The organism is Streptomyces omiyaensis (genome assembly GCF_014650895.1).
GTDB lineage: Bacteria > Actinomycetota > Actinomycetes > Streptomycetales > Streptomycetaceae > Streptomyces > Streptomyces omiyaensis.
In genome coordinates, this window is sequence record NZ_BMVV01000010.1 from 128,301 (window position 1) to 144,066 (window position 15,766).

Annotated in this window: 15 protein-coding genes and 1 pseudogene; 9 read left to right on the top strand and 7 right to left on the bottom strand. The window is 75.1% G+C overall.

Translation table 11 applies throughout. The annotated features are described in order from the left end of the window. Positions 1-40: 40 nt before the first annotated feature. Positions 41-1,318, top strand: coding sequence for a glycosyltransferase 87 family protein (locus tag IE287_RS18740; RefSeq protein ID WP_189850223.1), 1,278 nt, complete (start codon positions 41-43; stop codon positions 1,316-1,318). On the opposite strand, the gene IE287_RS38590 is transcribed toward IE287_RS18740, so the two are convergent. Continuing rightward, on the bottom strand, positions 1,279-1,929 hold the full coding sequence (locus IE287_RS38590) for an MATE family efflux transporter (protein ID WP_229883572.1): 651 nt from the start codon (positions 1,927-1,929) through the stop codon (positions 1,279-1,281). The genes IE287_RS18740 and IE287_RS38590 overlap by 40 nt on opposite strands. Positions 1,930-1,972: 43 nt before the next feature. Between IE287_RS38590 and IE287_RS38595 the strand changes: the two genes are divergently transcribed. Beyond that, entirely contained in the window at positions 1,973-2,467 is a 495-nt protein-coding gene (locus IE287_RS38595) for a PadR family transcriptional regulator (protein ID WP_229883587.1), read from the top strand. On the opposite strand, the gene IE287_RS18750 is transcribed toward IE287_RS38595, so the two are convergent. The 5 genes from IE287_RS18750 to IE287_RS18770 all read right to left on the bottom strand — a co-directional run bounded on the left by IE287_RS18750 (position 2,464) and on the right by IE287_RS18770 (position 7,915). Beyond that, on the bottom strand, positions 2,464-3,687 hold the full coding sequence (locus tag IE287_RS18750; RefSeq protein WP_189850224.1) for a hypothetical protein: 1,224 nt from the start codon (positions 3,685-3,687) through the stop codon (positions 2,464-2,466). The two genes, IE287_RS38595 and IE287_RS18750, sit on opposite strands and share 4 nt — an antisense overlap. Positions 3,688-3,747: 60 nt before the next feature. Then, positions 3,748-4,773: a C40 family peptidase gene (locus IE287_RS18755; RefSeq protein WP_189850225.1), complete on the bottom strand. Its 1,026-nt coding sequence runs from the start codon at positions 4,771-4,773 to the stop codon at positions 3,748-3,750. A 189-nt stretch (positions 4,774-4,962) separates the two neighbouring features. Next, positions 4,963-6,009: a C40 family peptidase gene (locus IE287_RS18760; RefSeq protein ID WP_189850226.1), complete on the bottom strand. Its 1,047-nt coding sequence runs from the start codon at positions 6,007-6,009 to the stop codon at positions 4,963-4,965. 264 nt (positions 6,010-6,273) lie between these two features. Then, a complete protein-coding gene (locus IE287_RS18765; protein ID WP_189850227.1) occupies positions 6,274-7,638 on the bottom strand; it encodes an NYN domain-containing protein in 1,365 nt (454 codons plus the stop codon). A 34-nt stretch (positions 7,639-7,672) separates the two neighbouring features. Then, a complete protein-coding gene (locus IE287_RS18770; RefSeq protein WP_189850228.1) occupies positions 7,673-7,915 on the bottom strand; it encodes a hypothetical protein in 243 nt (80 codons plus the stop codon). Between the two features lie 160 nt (positions 7,916-8,075). On the opposite strand from IE287_RS18770, the gene IE287_RS18775 reads away from it, so the two are divergent. The 7 genes and pseudogenes from IE287_RS18775 to IE287_RS18805 form a co-directional block, all read left to right on the top strand. Further along, positions 8,076-8,810, top strand: coding sequence for a rhomboid family intramembrane serine protease (locus tag IE287_RS18775; protein WP_189850229.1), 735 nt, complete (start codon positions 8,076-8,078; stop codon positions 8,808-8,810). After that, entirely contained in the window at positions 8,807-9,088 is a 282-nt protein-coding gene (locus tag IE287_RS18780) for an Lrp/AsnC family transcriptional regulator (protein ID WP_030497568.1), read from the top strand. Before IE287_RS18775 ends, IE287_RS18780 begins: the two co-directional genes overlap by 4 nt. Positions 9,089-9,252: 164 nt before the next feature. Further along, positions 9,253-9,534, top strand: a complete 282-nt coding sequence (locus tag IE287_RS18785; protein ID WP_189850230.1) for a small hydrophilic protein — start codon at positions 9,253-9,255, stop codon at positions 9,532-9,534. A 59-nt stretch (positions 9,535-9,593) separates the two neighbouring features. Continuing rightward, positions 9,594-10,946, top strand: a complete 1,353-nt coding sequence (locus tag IE287_RS18790; protein WP_189850368.1) for a sensor histidine kinase — start codon at positions 9,594-9,596, stop codon at positions 10,944-10,946. A gap of 25 nt (positions 10,947-10,971) precedes the next feature. After that, positions 10,972-11,631: a response regulator transcription factor gene (locus IE287_RS18795; RefSeq protein ID WP_189850231.1), complete on the top strand. Its 660-nt coding sequence runs from the start codon at positions 10,972-10,974 to the stop codon at positions 11,629-11,631. A gap of 80 nt (positions 11,632-11,711) precedes the next feature. Then, positions 11,712-13,142 (top strand): SLC13 family permease, encoded by a 1,431-nt coding sequence (locus IE287_RS18800; RefSeq protein ID WP_189850232.1) that lies wholly within the window; start codon positions 11,712-11,714, stop codon positions 13,140-13,142. Further along, positions 13,139-14,340 (top strand): annotated as a pseudogene (locus IE287_RS18805) (glycerate kinase family protein); the annotation flags it as partial. The gene IE287_RS18800 and the pseudogene IE287_RS18805, both read left to right, overlap by 4 nt. On the opposite strand, the gene IE287_RS18810 reads toward IE287_RS18805, so the two are convergent. Next, positions 14,301-15,704: an aminotransferase class V-fold PLP-dependent enzyme gene (locus IE287_RS18810; protein ID WP_189850234.1), complete on the bottom strand. Its 1,404-nt coding sequence runs from the start codon at positions 15,702-15,704 to the stop codon at positions 14,301-14,303. The pseudogene IE287_RS18805 and the gene IE287_RS18810 sit on opposite strands and share 40 nt — an antisense overlap. Between the last annotated feature and the right edge of the window lie 62 nt (positions 15,705-15,766).

The window sequence follows — 15,766 nt, forward strand, 5'->3', positions numbered from 1 at the left end:
CTCCGCGCGAGCGGACCGACAGGACAGGAACAGGACAGGTATGACGGGCGCAGTGGAGATCGGCTCGCGCACGGCTGGGCGGCTGCGGGAATTGCGTCTTCCGCTGGGTCTGTGGGCCCTGACCAGGATCATCCTGCTGGTGTGCGTCTTCAAGATCGTGGTCGTGCCCGGGCCGGACGTCACCAGCGACGTGGAGCAGATCTACCAGAGCTGGTACGAGGTCCTGAAGACCGGCACGTACCCGCAGGACGACGTCACCTGGCAGTACCCGCCGGCCGCCGCCCTCGCGATCCTCTCCCCCGCGCTGCTGCCCTTCCTCGGCTACTCGGCCGCGTTCTTCGTGCTGGCCTTCCTCTGCGACGCCCTGGTCTTCGGGCTGCTGGTGTACACCGGCGGCCGTCCGGGCCGTTCGATGCGGGGCGCGTGGCTCTGGCTGGCGGCGGTGCCGCTGATGGGCCCGACCGCCTACGCGCGCTACGACATCATGGTCACCGCGGTCGCCGTGGCGGGCCTGCTCGCCGCGATCCGCAGCCCCCGGGTGCTGGGGGCGCTCGCCGGATTCGGCGCGGTGCTGAAGGTGTGGCCGGCGCTGATCCTGGCGGGCACCCCGAAGGGCCGGGCGACCTGGCGCTCCTGGCCGGTGGCGGCCGGGACGGCGGCGGGCGTGCTGGCGCTGTGCATGGTCTGGATGCCGGGCGGGCTGGCCTTCCTCTCCTTCCAGAGCGAGCGGGGCACCGAGGTCGAGTCGCTGGGCGCGATGGTCTTCCACGTGGCCCGGCACTTCGGCTGGGACGGCGAGGCGCGGATGAACTACGGCTCGATCGAGTTCCTCGGCCCGTACGTCTCCTGGGTGTCGAAGGGCGCGATGGCTCTGACCGCGGCCGCCTTCGGCTGGCTGCTGCTCTGGCGCTTCAAGGCGCGCCGCTTCACCTCGTCGACGGTGGCGGACGCGGCCTTCGTGGCGGTGCTGCTCTTCACCGCCACGAGCCGGGTGATCTCCCCCCAGTACATGATCTGGCTGGTCGGTCTCGCCGCGGTCTGCCTGGTGTACCGGTCGAGCCGGATGCGGACGCCGGCGTACCTGATCCTGTGGGCGACGGCGGTGACGCAGTTCGAGTTCCCGGTCTGGTTCTCGCACGTGACGCAGAGCGACTGGCTGGGCATCGGCGTGCTGTTCCTGCGCAACGGCCTGCTGATCGCGGCGACCCTGATGGCCTGCCGGATCCTGTGGAAGCACACGGTCACCGAGGCCGGCACGGTCATCCCGGTCCCGGAGGGTCAGCCGGAGCCCGAGAGGGTGCTGACCCGCTCGGCCTGAGCGGCGCGGACGGCACGGCGGTGCAGCAGCGCCATCGCGCCGCCCTGCGCGCCCATGGCGAGCGTCATGGCCAGGCACACGCCGGGGAGCCCGAGCCCCGACAGGGCGAGGGCGAGCGGCAGCTGGAGGAGGACGCCGGCGACGGTGATCCCGGCCGGGCGGCGGCCCGCCCCGGCGCCCTCGAAGACCCCGGCGGCGGCGATGAAGCCGCCCATGAGGGGCAGGTACCCCACGAGGCAGCGCAGGAAGAGCGCGCCCGCCGCGGCCACCTCGGGTCCGGCCCCGAAGAGCCGCATCACCCCGTCCGCCCCGGCCCAGAGCGCCGCCGCGAAGCCCGCCCCGAGCCCGGTCCCGAGGAGGGCGGCCGCGCGGGCGACGGCCCGCCGTCCGTCCGTCCCCGCGCCGCGCAGGTGGGCGGTGTGGATGGCGGCGGCCTGGCGCACGGCGTAGAAGGCCATGGTGGCGACGTACATGCCCTTGGTGGCGATGCCGTAGGCGGCGGTCTCGGTGACGCCGAGCCGGGCGACGACGGCGACGAGGGCGAGCGCGCCGCCCATCCGGACGGTGAAGTCGGCCGCCATCGGCAGTCCGGTGGCGGCCGTGCGGCGCACGGCCGCGGCGAGGCTCCCGGCCCGCGGGGCGGCCCGGGCGGCCCTGAGCAGCGGGTGGGCGGCGGAGCGCGGCCGCTCCGGCGGCGAGGGCGGCGGTGCGGCCGAGGACGGCACCGGCGCCGCCCCCCGCCGCACCCTCTCGCTCACCCCCGGCGGCCGCGCCGAGCTGCTCGCCCGGCTCCGCTCCCCCAAGGACGCCGAGATCACCGACGGCCAGCGCTTCTTCACCGTGCTGACCTTCCTCGGCCTGCTGCCGGACCCGGCCGCCCAGGCCGCCGTCCTCCGCCGCCGCCAGGCCTTCCTGCTCACCCCGGCCAGCTTCTTCTACGAGGACGGCGCCCCGGCCACCGTCGAGGCGGAGCCCGACCTCTTCCGCCGCGGCATGCTCCGCGTCGCCCGCGCCACCGGCACCGAGGAGAAGGCCTGGCTCGCCGAGGCCCTCGCCGAACTCGACGCCCGGACCGCCGGCCCGTCCGGGACCCAGGCCGTCCCCTCCGGGTCCCGCGGGCCGGGCAGGGCCCGGAAGGGGACGGTCTAGCCCAGCTCCTCGCGCAGATACGTCCGCCAGTCGGCGGTGAACTCCTCCGCGCTCGTGTCCAGCACCTTCCGCAGCGCGCTCTCCACGGCGCCGTCCCGGCCCGGGTGGGCGCCGACCTCGCGGTAGAAGGCGGCCAGCCGCTCCTCGCCCCAGCGGTCGGCGATCATCGCGCAGGCCAGCCAGCCGGTCTCGTAGGCGCGGGCCAGCGCGCCGGAGTCGCCGGAGAAGGCGAAGTCGGCGTCCTCGGGGAGGGCGGCGGGCGGATCGCCGGCCTCGACGGCCCGCCGCAGCTCGGGGGCGGCCTGGGCGGGGGTCCGGTCGCCGCCGCGGTAGGCGACCCAGTCGGCGAAGCCCTCGGAGAGCCAGACCGGGGTGGACGGCGAGGTGTGGGCGCGGGTGGCGACGTGGACGGTCTCGTGGGTGAGGATCAGCCCCCGGCCGAAGTCGCCCAGCACCCCGTACGCCTCCGGGTTGACGATCACCCGGTCCGCGGGCGAGGTCGCCCGCCGCTCGGTCTCGCCGGTGGTGACCGCCGCTATCCCCCGGTACTGCGAGCCGTCCTGCGCGAGGAGGCCGCCCATGTCGTCGAGGGAGGCGGGGACGAGGACGAGGACCCGGCGGGCCCACTCGGGGCTCCAGACCGCGTCGACGGCGGGCACCGCCCGGTCCGCGAGGCGGGCGATCTCCGCCAGCCGGTCCCGGTCCTGGCCGACGCCGAGGACCAGCGAGCGGGCGCCGCGCACCGCCGTGACCTCGCCCTGGTCCCAGAGCCGCACCGGGGCGCCCTCGGCGGCCCGCTCCCCCGTCACGTACCAGCGCCCGTCGCGCTCGGCCAGCTCCACGACCCGGTCGGCGCCGAGGACGCCCCGGTCGTACCCCGCGATCCGGTGGCCGCGCTCGACGCGGGCGGTGATCCGGCCCTCGCCGGTCCGGTCGACGCCGGTGACACGGTACTCCCAGCCGGCCAGCGGCACCCCGGCGAGCCGGCGGAACTCGGTGCGGGCGGCGGCCGTGTAGGAGGGCGCGGCGGCGGCGAGCCAGGCGGTCTCGTCGCGGTCGAGGAGCGCCTCGGCGTGCCGGTCCAGGAGGGCCTGGACCTCGCGGAGGGCCGGGTCGGCGGGCCGGGCTGCGGTGCCGCAGCCGACGAGGGCGGCGAGCGCGAGGAGCAGGGCGAGCAGCGCTCCCCCCGGCCGTCGCGCGCCGCACCCCTGTTCCACCACGCCTCAGATCGTACGGAAGGGTGACGGCGTCACGCCTCCCGGAGCCGCGGGGCGGCGGGCTCAGAGCCGGGTCACCGTCACGTGGGACATCATGTTCACCGGGTCGTAGCGGACCCGGGCGCCCGGGTAGGGGGCGTGGATGACCTGCCCGTTCCCGGCGTAGATGGCGACGTGGCTGGCATCGCCGCGGTAGGTGACGAGGTCGCCGGGCCGGGCCTGGGAGAGCGGCACCTGCCGGCCGGCGTACCGCTGGGCGGACGAGGTGCGCGGCAGGCTGACGCCGGCCTGCCGGTACGACCAGACCATCAGCCCCGAGCAGTCGAAGCCGGAGGGGCCGGTCGCTCCCCAGACGTACGGCTTGCCGACGGCGCTGCGGGCGGCCATCACCGCGGCCGCGCCGCGCGGGTCGCCCGGTCCGAGGTCGGCCGGCGGCGGCAGCTCCTCGCCCGGGCCCGCGGAGCGGCCGCCGGAGCGGGACGCCCGCTCGTAGTCGGCGCGCTCGGCGGCGGTGAGGGAGGCGAGGACCCGGCGGGCCTCGGCGAGCTTCCGCTCCACCGACCGCTTGTGGCGGGCCACCTCGGCGCGGCTGCGCTCCAGCTCGCCGAGGGCGGTGCGGGCCTCGGCCCGCTCCTGGTCGAGCCGGCGGCGCTCCCGCTGCAGCTCGGTGAGGGCGGCGCTCTGCCGGGCGGTGGCCCGGTCGAGGGCGGAGGCCCGGTCGAGGTAGCTGTCGGGGTCGGAGGAGAGCAGCAGGACGAGCGCCGGGTCGAGCCCCCCGGAGCGGTACTGGGCGCCGGCGAGCGCGCCGAGCGCGCCCCTCATCCGGTTGATGCGCTCCTGGCCGCGGGCGAGGCTGTCCTGCGCCCGGCCGACCTTGCGCCGCAGGGCGTCGGCCTTCTCGTCCGCCTGGTTGAAGCCCTCGGCGGCGCGCTCGGCCTCCTCGTAGAGGCGGTCGACCCTGGCGCGGGTGGCCTCGGTGCCGGCGCCCGGGTCGGCGCTCGCGGGGACGGCGCCGAGGGAGGCCGCCGCGGTGGCCACGGCGGCGGCGGTCAGGACGGTGACCCGGGCGGGTCGGCGGTGGGAGGCCACGGCGCGCGCTTCCTCTCGTTCGTCTCGTGCGACTGGCGCGGCAGACAGTAGCCGCTCACCAGGTCGCGTCCAACGAAGGCGCCGGGCACACAAAATGACGCCCCGCCGGAGATCACGAGGTCACCGGCGGGGCGTCAGGTCAGCGAGAGGTGGGGCGAACCACCCGTTCGGGCGGCACGTCCGGGCGGGTCAGCCGCCGATGCGGACACCGAACTGGAAGGTGCCCATGTAGTCCATCGACTCGTAGCGGACGCTGGCACCCGGCTTGGGGGCGTGCAGGATCGTGTTGTTGCCCGCGTACAGGCCGACGTGCGACAGGCTGTTGAAGAAGACCAGGTCGCCCGGCTTGAGCTGGCTGCGGCCGATCTTGGTGCCGTCGTTCTGCTGGGTGTAGGTGACCCGGGAGAGCTTGACGCCGGCCTTGCCGTAGGCCCACTGCGTGAGGCCGGAGCAGTCGTAGGCGTACGGACCCTCTTCGCCGGACTGGTACGGCTTGCCGATCTGGGTGGCGGCGGCGGCGAGGGCGGCGGCGCCCAGACCGTTGGCGGCGACCTCGTTGCCCAGGTCGACGCGCTCGCCGGCGGCGCGGCTGGCGCGCTGCGCCTTCTCCTGCTCCTCCTGCTGGATTCGGGCGCGCTCGGCGGCGGTGAGGGTGCCGAGCAGCTTGCGCGCGTCCGTGAGCTTGCTCTGGATCTTGGCCTTCTTCTCGCCGAGCGTCTTGCGGACCTCTTCGAGGTCGGCGAGCTTGGCGGTGGCCTCGGCGCGCTGCTGGGCGAGGGTGCGCTGCTTGTCCTGGATGGTGGCGAGGACGTCGGCCTGCTGGTCCGTCACGCGGCCGATGGCGGACGCCTTGTCCAGGTAGTCCTCGGGGTTCGAGGAGAGGAAGAGCTGGAGCGCCGGGTCGATGCCGCCGGAGCGGTACTGGGCGCTGGCGACCGAACCGATCTGGTCCCGGAGGGTGTTCAGCTCCTGCTGACCACGCGCCACCCGGTCCTGGATCTGGCCGATCTCCTTCTGCAGCTTGCCGCGGCGCTCCTCGGCGAGGCTGTGCTGCTCCGTGGCCTCCTCGGCCTCGTGGTACAGGTCGTCGACCTTGGCCTTGACCTCGTCGATCTTCGGCTTGGGGGCCGCCTGGGCTCCGGTCTGGGCGGAGAACGCGACGGCGGCGGCCGCGGTCGCGGTGAGCACGGTCACGCGGGTGCGGCTCGGCTGCTTGGGTCGACGGTGGGACGCCACGAAGGCGAGCTCCTCTTCCTCGAGCCGCCCGGCCGGTCAGGGGCAGGCGGTTCCTCCACGGATCGCCCGGGTGGGTGATCAACCGCGCGAAGGTTCGAGGCTCGACCCTAGTGACCAAGTTGTGATCAGTTCAAATCCCGCTGGCAAAAAACTCGCCCACGCAGCACTTTATTTACACGCATCACACGGCGCGTGACGGGCACTTGACGGTCCGCCGTCCATAAAACGGGCATAGGGCGCAAGAGTTGCGACCCGGGCGAGTCGTTACGAGAGACGTGAAAGGCGCTTCAGGAGCAAGGCCGACGCCACCGGTCGCGCACCGGCCTTCGCGACGCCGTCCGCCACCTCGCGGTCGGTCGAGACCACGACCACCGGCCGCCCCGGCGGCTCCGCCCGTACCAGCTGGCGGATCAACTCGTCCGCCGTGACACCGGGCTTGGAGAAGAGCACCCGCACCCCGCGCGGCGGCGCGAGGAGGACCGGCGCGGCCAGCTCCGCCCCGTCGAAGACGCAGGTGACCTCGGCGCCCGAGCGGGCCGCGAGCGCGGAGAGCCCGCCGAGCAGCCGCAGCCGCTGCTTCTCCAGCGGCATCGTCGGATAACCGGTCTTGGTGACGTTGTAGCCGTCGACGACGAGATGGGTCTGCGGCAGCGTCAACAGCTGGTCGAGCAGGGCGGGATCGGTCTCCGACAGCGCGCGGGTCGCGATGTCCTTCGGGGACATCCGCCCCGGCTCCACCGCGTCCACGGTGTCGGCGGGGTGCACCGACACCGGGGGCAGGGCCAGTTCGCGCCGCAGCCCCTGGGCCGCGTCGAGGACCGTGTCGAGCAGCAGCCGCAGCCGCATGTCCTCCACCGAGCGCCCCTCGCGGGCGGCCCGGCGGCTCGCCTCCAGGGCCGCCTCCACCTCGCCGAGCCGGGCCTTCAGGCGCCGCGACTCGCTCTCGGCGGCGGACACCTGGGCCGCCGACTCGGAGCGGGCGGCCTCGAACTCGGCCTGGAGGCGGCGCACCGCCGCCTCGCCGCGCTTCACGTCGCTCTGGGCGCTGCGCAGCTTGCGGTGAAGCGATTCGGCTTCCCTGCGGGTGGCCTCCAGGTCGTGGCGGAGCTGCTCGGTCTCGCCCCGGGTCCGCTCGCGGGCGGCGGCCAGCTCCTCGCGGAGCCGCTCCACCTCGCGCCGGCCCGCCTCGTCGGCGCGCTCGGCGTCGGCCCGCTGGACCTCCTCGCCGGCGGCGGCCACCAGCTTGGCCCAGCCCGGCGGCCGGAGCACGTACGCCGCCGCGGCCACGTCGACGGGGTCGGCGGCGGCGGGCGGGGTGCCGGTCTCGACGGAGGCGGCCAGTTCCGGCTGGGCCTGCCTGAGCCGTTCCCCGATCCGCTGCCGGAAGAGCGGATCGCCCTCCAGGGCGGCGGCCATCGCGTTGCCGGCGAACTTGGCGCGCCGGCTCGCGGTGAAGCGGGCGTACTGGCGCAGGGGGGCGGGCAGCTCGGCGACGGTGAGGCCGCCGAAGGCGTCGGCGACCAGCGCGATCACCCGCCGCCGCACCCCCTCCGGCAGGGGGTGGTCGAGCGTCTCGGCAGCGTCACCTGCCGCGCCGGCCGGTTCGCCACCGTGCGCGGGCTGCTCCACGATCCGTCACCCCTACTGTCGTCGGCGCCGTCCCTCAGGACTCGACGCCCGGCTTGTCCACGAGTTCGATCTGGTCCACCGCGTTGCACCAGCGGCAGCGGACCGACTCGATGGTCTCACTGAGCACCTCGCGCTCCTCGACCTTGGGCTCCCCGGAGAGGTCCAGATGGACGTACTCGACGACCTTGGACGAGCGCGTGACGTCGAAGCGGGTCAGGTTGCCGCAGAGGGTGCAGCGCCAGCGGGTGTCGGCGGTCGGCAGGGGAACCGTCGTCATGGTGGCCGTCCTTCTTCCTGTCGTGGTGGTACCGGTGCGGGAGCCGCGGTGCGCCGTCGGACTGCGGTGCTCGATCCCGTAACCCTACGGCCTCACCACAGGCCCCCCGGCCCGGCGAGGCGCTCTGTCCACTTCGTCCCTTCTGGGCCATGATCTGTCCATGATCGACTGGCGAGGCACGGCCCTGGGCGCCTACAGGGGCGTCCGTACCGGACCCGCGGTGACCTACGGGCTGATCGCCGCCTGCTGTCTCCTCTTCATTGTCAGCCCGGTCTCCGGACTCAACCCGTCGTACGGCACCGGCGACGAGCTCCTCTCGGCGCAGAGCGCCTACTTCCGGAGGTGGGGGGTGGTGCCGGCCGAGCTGATGCGGGGCGACCCGGGCGCGCTGCTCACCCCCTTCACCGCCCTCTTCGTGCACGGCGGCTGGCTCCACCTGCTCGGCAACATGCTCTTCCTCTGGGTCTTCGGGGCGATGGCCGAGGAGCGGATGGGGCACGCCGAGTTCGCCCTCTTCTACCTGGGCACCGGCTACGTGGCGCTGCTCGGCTACGCGGCGGCGCACGCCGACAGCGAGCAGACCCTGGTCGGGGCCTCGGGGGCGATCTCCGCGGTGCTCGGCGCCTTCCTCTTCCTCTTCCCCCGGTCCCGGGTGACCAGCCTCTTCCCCTTCCTCTTCTTCCTGCCGCTGCGGTTCCCGGCCTGGGCGGTGCTCGTCTTCTGGTTCACGCTCCAGTGGCTGGCCGCGCGGACGGCGGGCGCGGGCCCGGGGGTCGCCTATCTGGCCCACGTCGTGGGGTTCTCCGTCGGCTTCCTCTACGCCTGGGTGCGGTTCCGGGGTGGGGATAGAGTGAAAACCCCAGCAGCGGCGACCGAGGGAGACAGCCAGCCGTGATCACCGCGATCGTCCTCATCAAGACCAGCGTGGACCGCATCCCCGAGATCGCGGAGTCGATCGCCGCGCTCGAGAACGTCAGCGAGGTCTTCTCGGTGACCGGCACCTACGACCTCATCGCGATGGTCCGGGTGCCGCGCCACGACGACCTGGCCGAGGTCATCCCCGGCCGGATCAGCAAGATCCCGGGCGTCGAGGCCACCGACACCCACGTGGCCTTCCGCACCTACTCGCAGCACGACCTGGAGGCGGCCTTCGCCATCGGCCTGGAGTCCTGAGGCCGGGCCCCGCACCGGGGGCTCCGTGCCCGGGACTCCGTGCCCGGGACCCCGTACGGAGGACACCGCGTCACCGCGCCGGGGGGGGCGGCGCGGCGCCCGGATGAAGGAATCCTCATCCGGGCTTCATCCGGGCGCCCGCCTCCGGGCCCCACCCTGACGCCATGTCCTTCACCCACCGCATGGCCGGCCTCGTCGCCGTCGTCGCCGTCCCGCTCGGGATCGCCGCGACCAGCTACGCGCTGACCGACGAGCCGGAGGCACCGCGGGTCCCGCCCGCCGTGCACCTCTCCACCACGCCGACCCCGGCGGGAACCGCGCCGACCGGTCCCGCGACCCCGACGGCCTCCCCCGCGTCGCCGTCCTCCCCGACGCCGCCGCCCTCCGACTCCGTCGTGCCCGGCCCCTCCGCCACGGGCGACGACGACGATGACGACCACGAGTGAAACGCTCCGAACACCGCCTCTCCGCCCGCGTCCGCATCCTGCTCTGGCTGCTGCTCGTCATGGGCGTCGCGCTGGCCGCGGTCGCCGTGGTGACCCGCACCCTGCTGCTGCGCGACGCCGACCACCGCATCAACCAGCTGCTCACCCAGGAGACCGGGGAGTTCGCCAACTTCGTGGCCCAGGGCGTCGACCCGGACACCGGCCGCCGCTTCACCGACCCCGAGGCGCTGCTGCGGGTCTTCCTCCAGCGCCAGTACTCCGACCCGGACGAGGAACTGCTCGGCCTGGTCGGCACCGGCGGGCCCGCCCCGCGGGTCGTCCGGCAGTCCCGCGACCTGCCGAGCGGCCTCCCCCTCCACCGCGACCGGCCCTCGCTCGTCGCCGTCGCCGCCGCCCGGGAGCCCTCGGGCCGGATCGACCGGCGGCAGGGCGAGGTGCGGTGGGCCAAGGTGCCGATCGAGACCGGCGGGCCGCCGTCCGCCTTCGTCGTCGCCTTCCACGCCGACCGGCAGCAGGCCATCGCCGACGAGGCCTTCCGCATCCTGCTGGCCATATCGGGAGTGGCGCTGCTGCTGACCACCGGTGTCGGCTGGGTGGTCGCCGGCCGCATCCTCGCCCCCGTACGGGTGGTGCGGACGACCGCCGCCGAGCTGACCGAGCGGGACCTCACCCAGCGGATCCCGGTCCAGGGCAAGGACGACATCGCCGCGCTCGCCGAGACCTTCAACGCGATGCTCGACCGGCTGGAGCGGGCCTTCGCCGGACAGCGGCAGTTCGTGGACGACGCCGGGCACGAGCTGCGGACCCCGATCACCATCGTCCGCGGGCACCTGGAGCTGATGGGCGACGACCCGGCCGAGCGGGCGGAGACGGTCCGGCTCGTCACCGACGAGCTCGACCGGATGAGCCGCATCGTGGAGGACCTGCTGCTGCTCGCCAAGGCCGAACGGCCGGACTTCGTGCGGACCGGGCCCGTGCAGCTCGGCGAGCTCACCGCCGACGTCTTCGTGAAGGCCCGGGCGCTGGGCGACCGCGACTGGGTGCTCGACGGGGTGGCCGACCGGGAGGTCTCGCTCGACGCCCAGCGGATCACCCAGGCGATGGTGCAGCTGGCGCAGAACGCCGTCCAGCACACCGTGCCGGGCGACCGGATCGCGATCGGCTCGCGGACCGCCGGCGGCCGGATCGAGCTGTACGTGGCGGACCGGGGCCCCGGCGTCCAGGAGCAGGACGCCGCGGTGATCTTCGAACGCTTCCGCCGGGGCACCGCCCGGCGCGGGGCCCGCACCAGCGGCGCCGGGCTCGGACTCGCCATCGTCCGGGCGATCGCCGAGGGGCACCGCGGCGGGGCGGTCGAACTGCGCCCGACCGAGGGCGGCGGCGCCACCTTCGCACTTGTCTTCGAGGAATGAATCCTCGGTTCCCAGAGGAGGGACCATGAACCGCGTCCTGATCGCCGAGGACGAGGAGCGCATCGCCTCCTTCGTCGAGAAGGGCCTGCGCGCCAACGGCTTCACCACCACGGTGGCCGCCGACGGCGACGCCGCGCTCGCCCTGGCGCTCACCGGAGGCTTCGACCTGATGGTCCTGGACATCGGCCTGCCCGGCCGGGACGGCTTCACCGTCCTGCGGGAGCTGCGCGAGGCCCGGGCGACCCTGCCCGTCCTCGTCCTGACCGCCCGCGACTCGGTCCGGGACACGGTCGCCGGTCTGGAGGGCGGCGCCGACGACTGGATGACCAAGCCCTTCCGCTTCGAGGAGCTGCTGGCCCGGATCCGGCTGCGGCTGCGGACCGCCGCCCGCGCCCCCGAGGTCACCGTGCTCCGCAGCGGCGACCTCGGCCTGGACCTGCGGACCCGCCGGGCCCGGGCCGGGGAGCGGACGGTGGACCTGACCGCCCGCGAGTTCGTGCTCCTGGAGCTGTTCCTGCGCCACCCCGGGCAGGTGCTCTCGCGGGAGCAGATCCTCTCCCACGTCTGGGGGTACGACTTCGACCCCGGCTCCAACATCGTGGACGTCTACGTCCGGGCCCTGCGGAAGAAGCTGGGCGCGGAGCGGCTGGAGACGGTGCGGGGCATGGGGTACCGGATGCCGTGACGGCTCCGGCCGGAGGTACGTGAACCTTCCTTCATGGAGGGCTCATCGACCGCTCACCGGCCGGCCGGAGGGTGGTTCCCGTGAACCCCTCCCTCCGACAGACGGTGTGGCTCTGCCTCGCGCTCGGCGCCTGCGCGGTGCTCGCCGTCCCCGGCACCGCCCCCGGCCTGGGCGGCGAGGCCCGGCTGACCCTGGCCGTCTTCGCCCTCGCGACCTGCGCCTGGATCGCCGCCCCGGTCGACGACACCCACATCGCGCTGGGCGCCGGACTCGCCCTCACCGTCACCGGGGTGATCAGCGCCGACACCCTCTTCGCCACCCTCGGCGACGCCACCGTCTGGCTACTGATCTGCGCCTTCGTCCTCGCGGCGGCGGTGACCCGGACCGGGCTCGCCGGCCGGGCGGCCGCCTTCCTCGTCACCGGGGCCCGCTCCGTGCGCCGGCTGGTCCACCTCACCACCGCCGCGCTCGTCGTCACCGCCTTCGCCGTGCCGGCCACCTCCGGGCGGGCCGCGCTGGCCCTGCCGGTCTTCCTCGCCCTCGCCCACGCGCTGGCCGGACGGCGCCGGCTGGTGGTGATGCTGGCCCTGCTCTTCCCCACCGTCGTCCTGCTGTCGGCGGTCGCCACCCTGATCGGCGCGGGCGCCCACCTGATCACCGTCCGGGTGCTCCTGGAACAGACCGGCGAGTCCCTCGGCTTCGCCCGCTGGCTGGTGCTCGGCCTCCCGCTCGCGGTGGCCGCCTCCCACCTGGCGGCCGAGACCGTGCTGCTCACCGCCACCCGCCGCGAGGAGCGCCGGGAACCCGTCCGGATCACCGTCGCCGCGCTCCAGGAGCACTCCGCCACCCCGGTGTCGGGCCCGCTCTCCCCGCCCGAGCAGCGCTGCCTCCTGCTGCTCTGCACGGTGGTGGCGCTCTGGTGCTCCGAGCCGCTGCACGGCGTCTCGCCCGCGGTGGTCGCGCTGATCGGCGCGGTGGTGGCCTCCTCCCCCGCGCTCGGCACGGTCCGGATGAAGGACGGGCTGCGGTCGGTGCCCTGGGCGATGCTGCTCTTCATGGCGGCGACCACCGCGATGGGCGTGGCCCTGGTCGACTCCGGCGCGGCCGGGTGGCTGGTCGGCGGGATGCCGGTCGGGCTGCCCCCGTGGGCGTTCCTCGCCGTCGTCGTCGCCGTGAGCACCGCCGCCCACCTGGTGCTCCAGTCCCGCTCGGCCCGCTCCTCGGTCCTGGTGCCGCTGGTGGTGGCCGCGGCGGTGGGCGCCGGGATCAACCCGGTGGCCGCCGCGCTCGCCTCCACCGCCGCCGCGGGCTTCTGCCAGACGCTGCCGGCCTCGGCGAAGCCGGTCGCCCTCTTCGCCGAACCGCCGGACGGGGTCCCGACCTTCACCCCGCGCCACCTGCTGCGGCTCTCCGCCGTGCTCGCCCCGCTCAGCGCCGCCCTGGTGCTCTGCTTCGCCCTCGTCGTCTGGCCGCTGCTCGGCGTGCCCGTCCTTCAGGAGTCCCGGCCGTGAGCCTTCACATCGCCGTCGCCCCCAGCGGCTTCAAGGAGTCCCTCTCCGCGCCCGAGGCCGCCGAGGCCATCGCCGAAGGGCTGCTCCGGGTCCGCCCGGACGCCGTCGTCGACCTGATACCGCTGGTCGACGGAGGCGAGGGCACCGCGCAGGCGCTGGCCGCCGCGACCGGCGGCAGGCTGCTGCCCCGGATCGCGACCGGCCCCGTCGGCTTCCCGGTCCGCACCCACTTCGCGCTGCTCGACCGCTCCTCCGCGGTGGTCGAGATGGCGGCCGTCGCGGGCCTCTCCCTGGTGCCGGCCGACCGCCGCGACCCGGGTTCCACCACCACGTACGGGGTGGGCGAGCTGGTCCGGGCCGCGCTCGACGCCGGAGCCCGCCGCATCCTCGTCGGCTGCGGCGACTCCGGCACCTCGGACGGCGGCGCGGGTGCGCTCCAGGCCCTCGGCGCCCGGCTCCTGGACGCCGAGGGAGTCGAACTCCCCCTCGGAGGAGTCGCGTTGAGGCGACTCGCACGGATCGACCCGGCCGGGCTCGACCCCCGGCTCGCCTCCTGCGAGCTGCTGGTGGCCTGCAATCCGTACAACGTGCTGTGCGGCGAGCGGGGCGTGGCCCGGGTCTTCGGTCCGCAGAAGGGGGCGGGCCCCGAGCGGGTCGAGGAACTGGCCGCCGCCCTGGACCACTGGGCCGCGCTGCTCGTACGGGACCTGGGCGCGCCCGCCGGGCTCGGCGGGGCTCCGGGGTCCGGGGCCTCCGGCGGACTCGGGGCGGGCCTCGCCGCGCTCGGCGCCCGGCTGCTCCCCCGCTTCGAGGTGCTGCTCGGCCACGTCGACCTGGACGCCCGGCTGGCCCGCGCCGATCTGGCGATCACCGCGGAGGGCGCCCTGGACGGGCAGACCGTGCGGGGCAAGGTCCCGGCGGAGGTGGCGCGCCGGGCCCGGGCCCACGGGGTGCCGGTCCTGGCCCTGGCCGGGACGCTCGGGCAGGGCGCCCACGAGGTGCGGGCGGTGGGGGTCGACGCCTACGGCTCGATCCTGCCCGCGCCGGTGGCCCTGCCCGAAGCCCTGGACCGGGGCGCCGAGTTCCTCGCGGACGCGGCCGAGAGGGCCCTGCGGATGGTGCTGGTGGGGACCCGGCTCGCGGCCTGACCGGTCCGGCTCAGCCGCGGTCGGGGACGCAGCGGCCGTCCTCCGTGCGGTACTTCCACTGGGCGCCGTCGCGGACGAGCTCCTTCACGGCGCCGACGAACCGCTCGACGTGCTCGTCCGGGGTGCCGGCCCCGAAGCTGACGCGGATGGCGTTGAGGGAGCGCTCGCCCGGGGCGGCGGGCTCGGGGGCGCCGCACTCGCCCGGGTCCTGGGCGTCGGAGCCGAGCAGGGTGCGGACGAGCGGGTGGGCGCAGAAGAGGCCGTCGCGGACGCCGATGCCGTACTCGGCGGAGAGGGCGGCGGCGAAGTGGGAGCTGTTCCAGCCGTCGATGACGAAGGAGATGACCCCGACGCGGGGGGCGTCGTCGCCGAAGAGGGAGAGGACGCGGACCTCGGGGACCTCGGCGAGGCCGGCGCGGACGGTGTCGATGAGGTGCTGCTCGCGGGCGACGAGGGTGTCGAAGCCGGCCTCGGTCAGCGCCTTGCAGGCGGAGGCGATGGAGTAGACGCCGATGACGTTCGGGGAGCCGGCCTCGTGGCGGGCGGCGGTGGTGTGCCACTCGACGTCGACGCCGCCGTCGGCGCGGCGGGCCACGGTGCGGGAGGCTCCGCCACCGGCCAGGTAGGGCTCGGCGGCCTGGAGCCAGTCGGCACGGCCGGCGAGGACGCCGGAGCCGAAGGGCGCGTACAGCTTGTGCCCGGAGAAGGCGACCCAGTCCACGTCGAGCTCCTCGACGGAGACCGGGTGGTGGGGGGCGAGCTGGGCGGCGTCGAGGACGATCCGGGCGCCGTGCGCGTGGGCGGCGGCGGCCAGTTCGCGCACCGGCCACAGCTCGCCGGTCACGTTGGAGGCGCCGGTGACGCAGACCAGGGCGGGGCCGTGGGGGTCGCGGTCGGCGAGGGCCCGCTCCAGGGTGTCGACGGCCTGGGCCGGGGTGCGGGGCGCGTTCAGGTAGGTCACCTGGGCGTCGCGCCAGGGCAGCAGGGAGGCGTGGTGCTCGGTCTCGAAGACGAAGACCTGGCAGTCGGCGGGGACGACCTGGGCCAGCAGGTTGAGCGAGTCGGTGGTGGAGCGGGTGAAGACGACCTGGTCGCCCTCCCGGCAGCCGAGGAACTCGGCGACGGTGGCGCGGCTCTGCTCGAAGAGGTCGGTGGAGAGCTGGGAGAGGTAGCCGGCGCCGCGGTGGACGCTGCCGTAGTACGGGGCGTAGGCGGCGACGTCGTCCCAGACCCGCTGGAGGGCGGGGGCGCTGGCCGCGTAGTCGAGGGCCGCGTAGCTCACCTCGCCGCCGGTGACGAGGGGGACGGTGACGTCGCGCCCGAGGACCGGCAGCGGGCCGGTGCAGCAGGCGTCGGCGGAGTCGGCGGCGGTGGCGGTGGCGGTCTCGGTGGCGGCGTGCGGGCGTGCGGACATGGCGGATTCTCCCGGGAGGGCGGGGCGAGTGGCGTGAAGGCCCGCAGGACGGCACGAAGGGG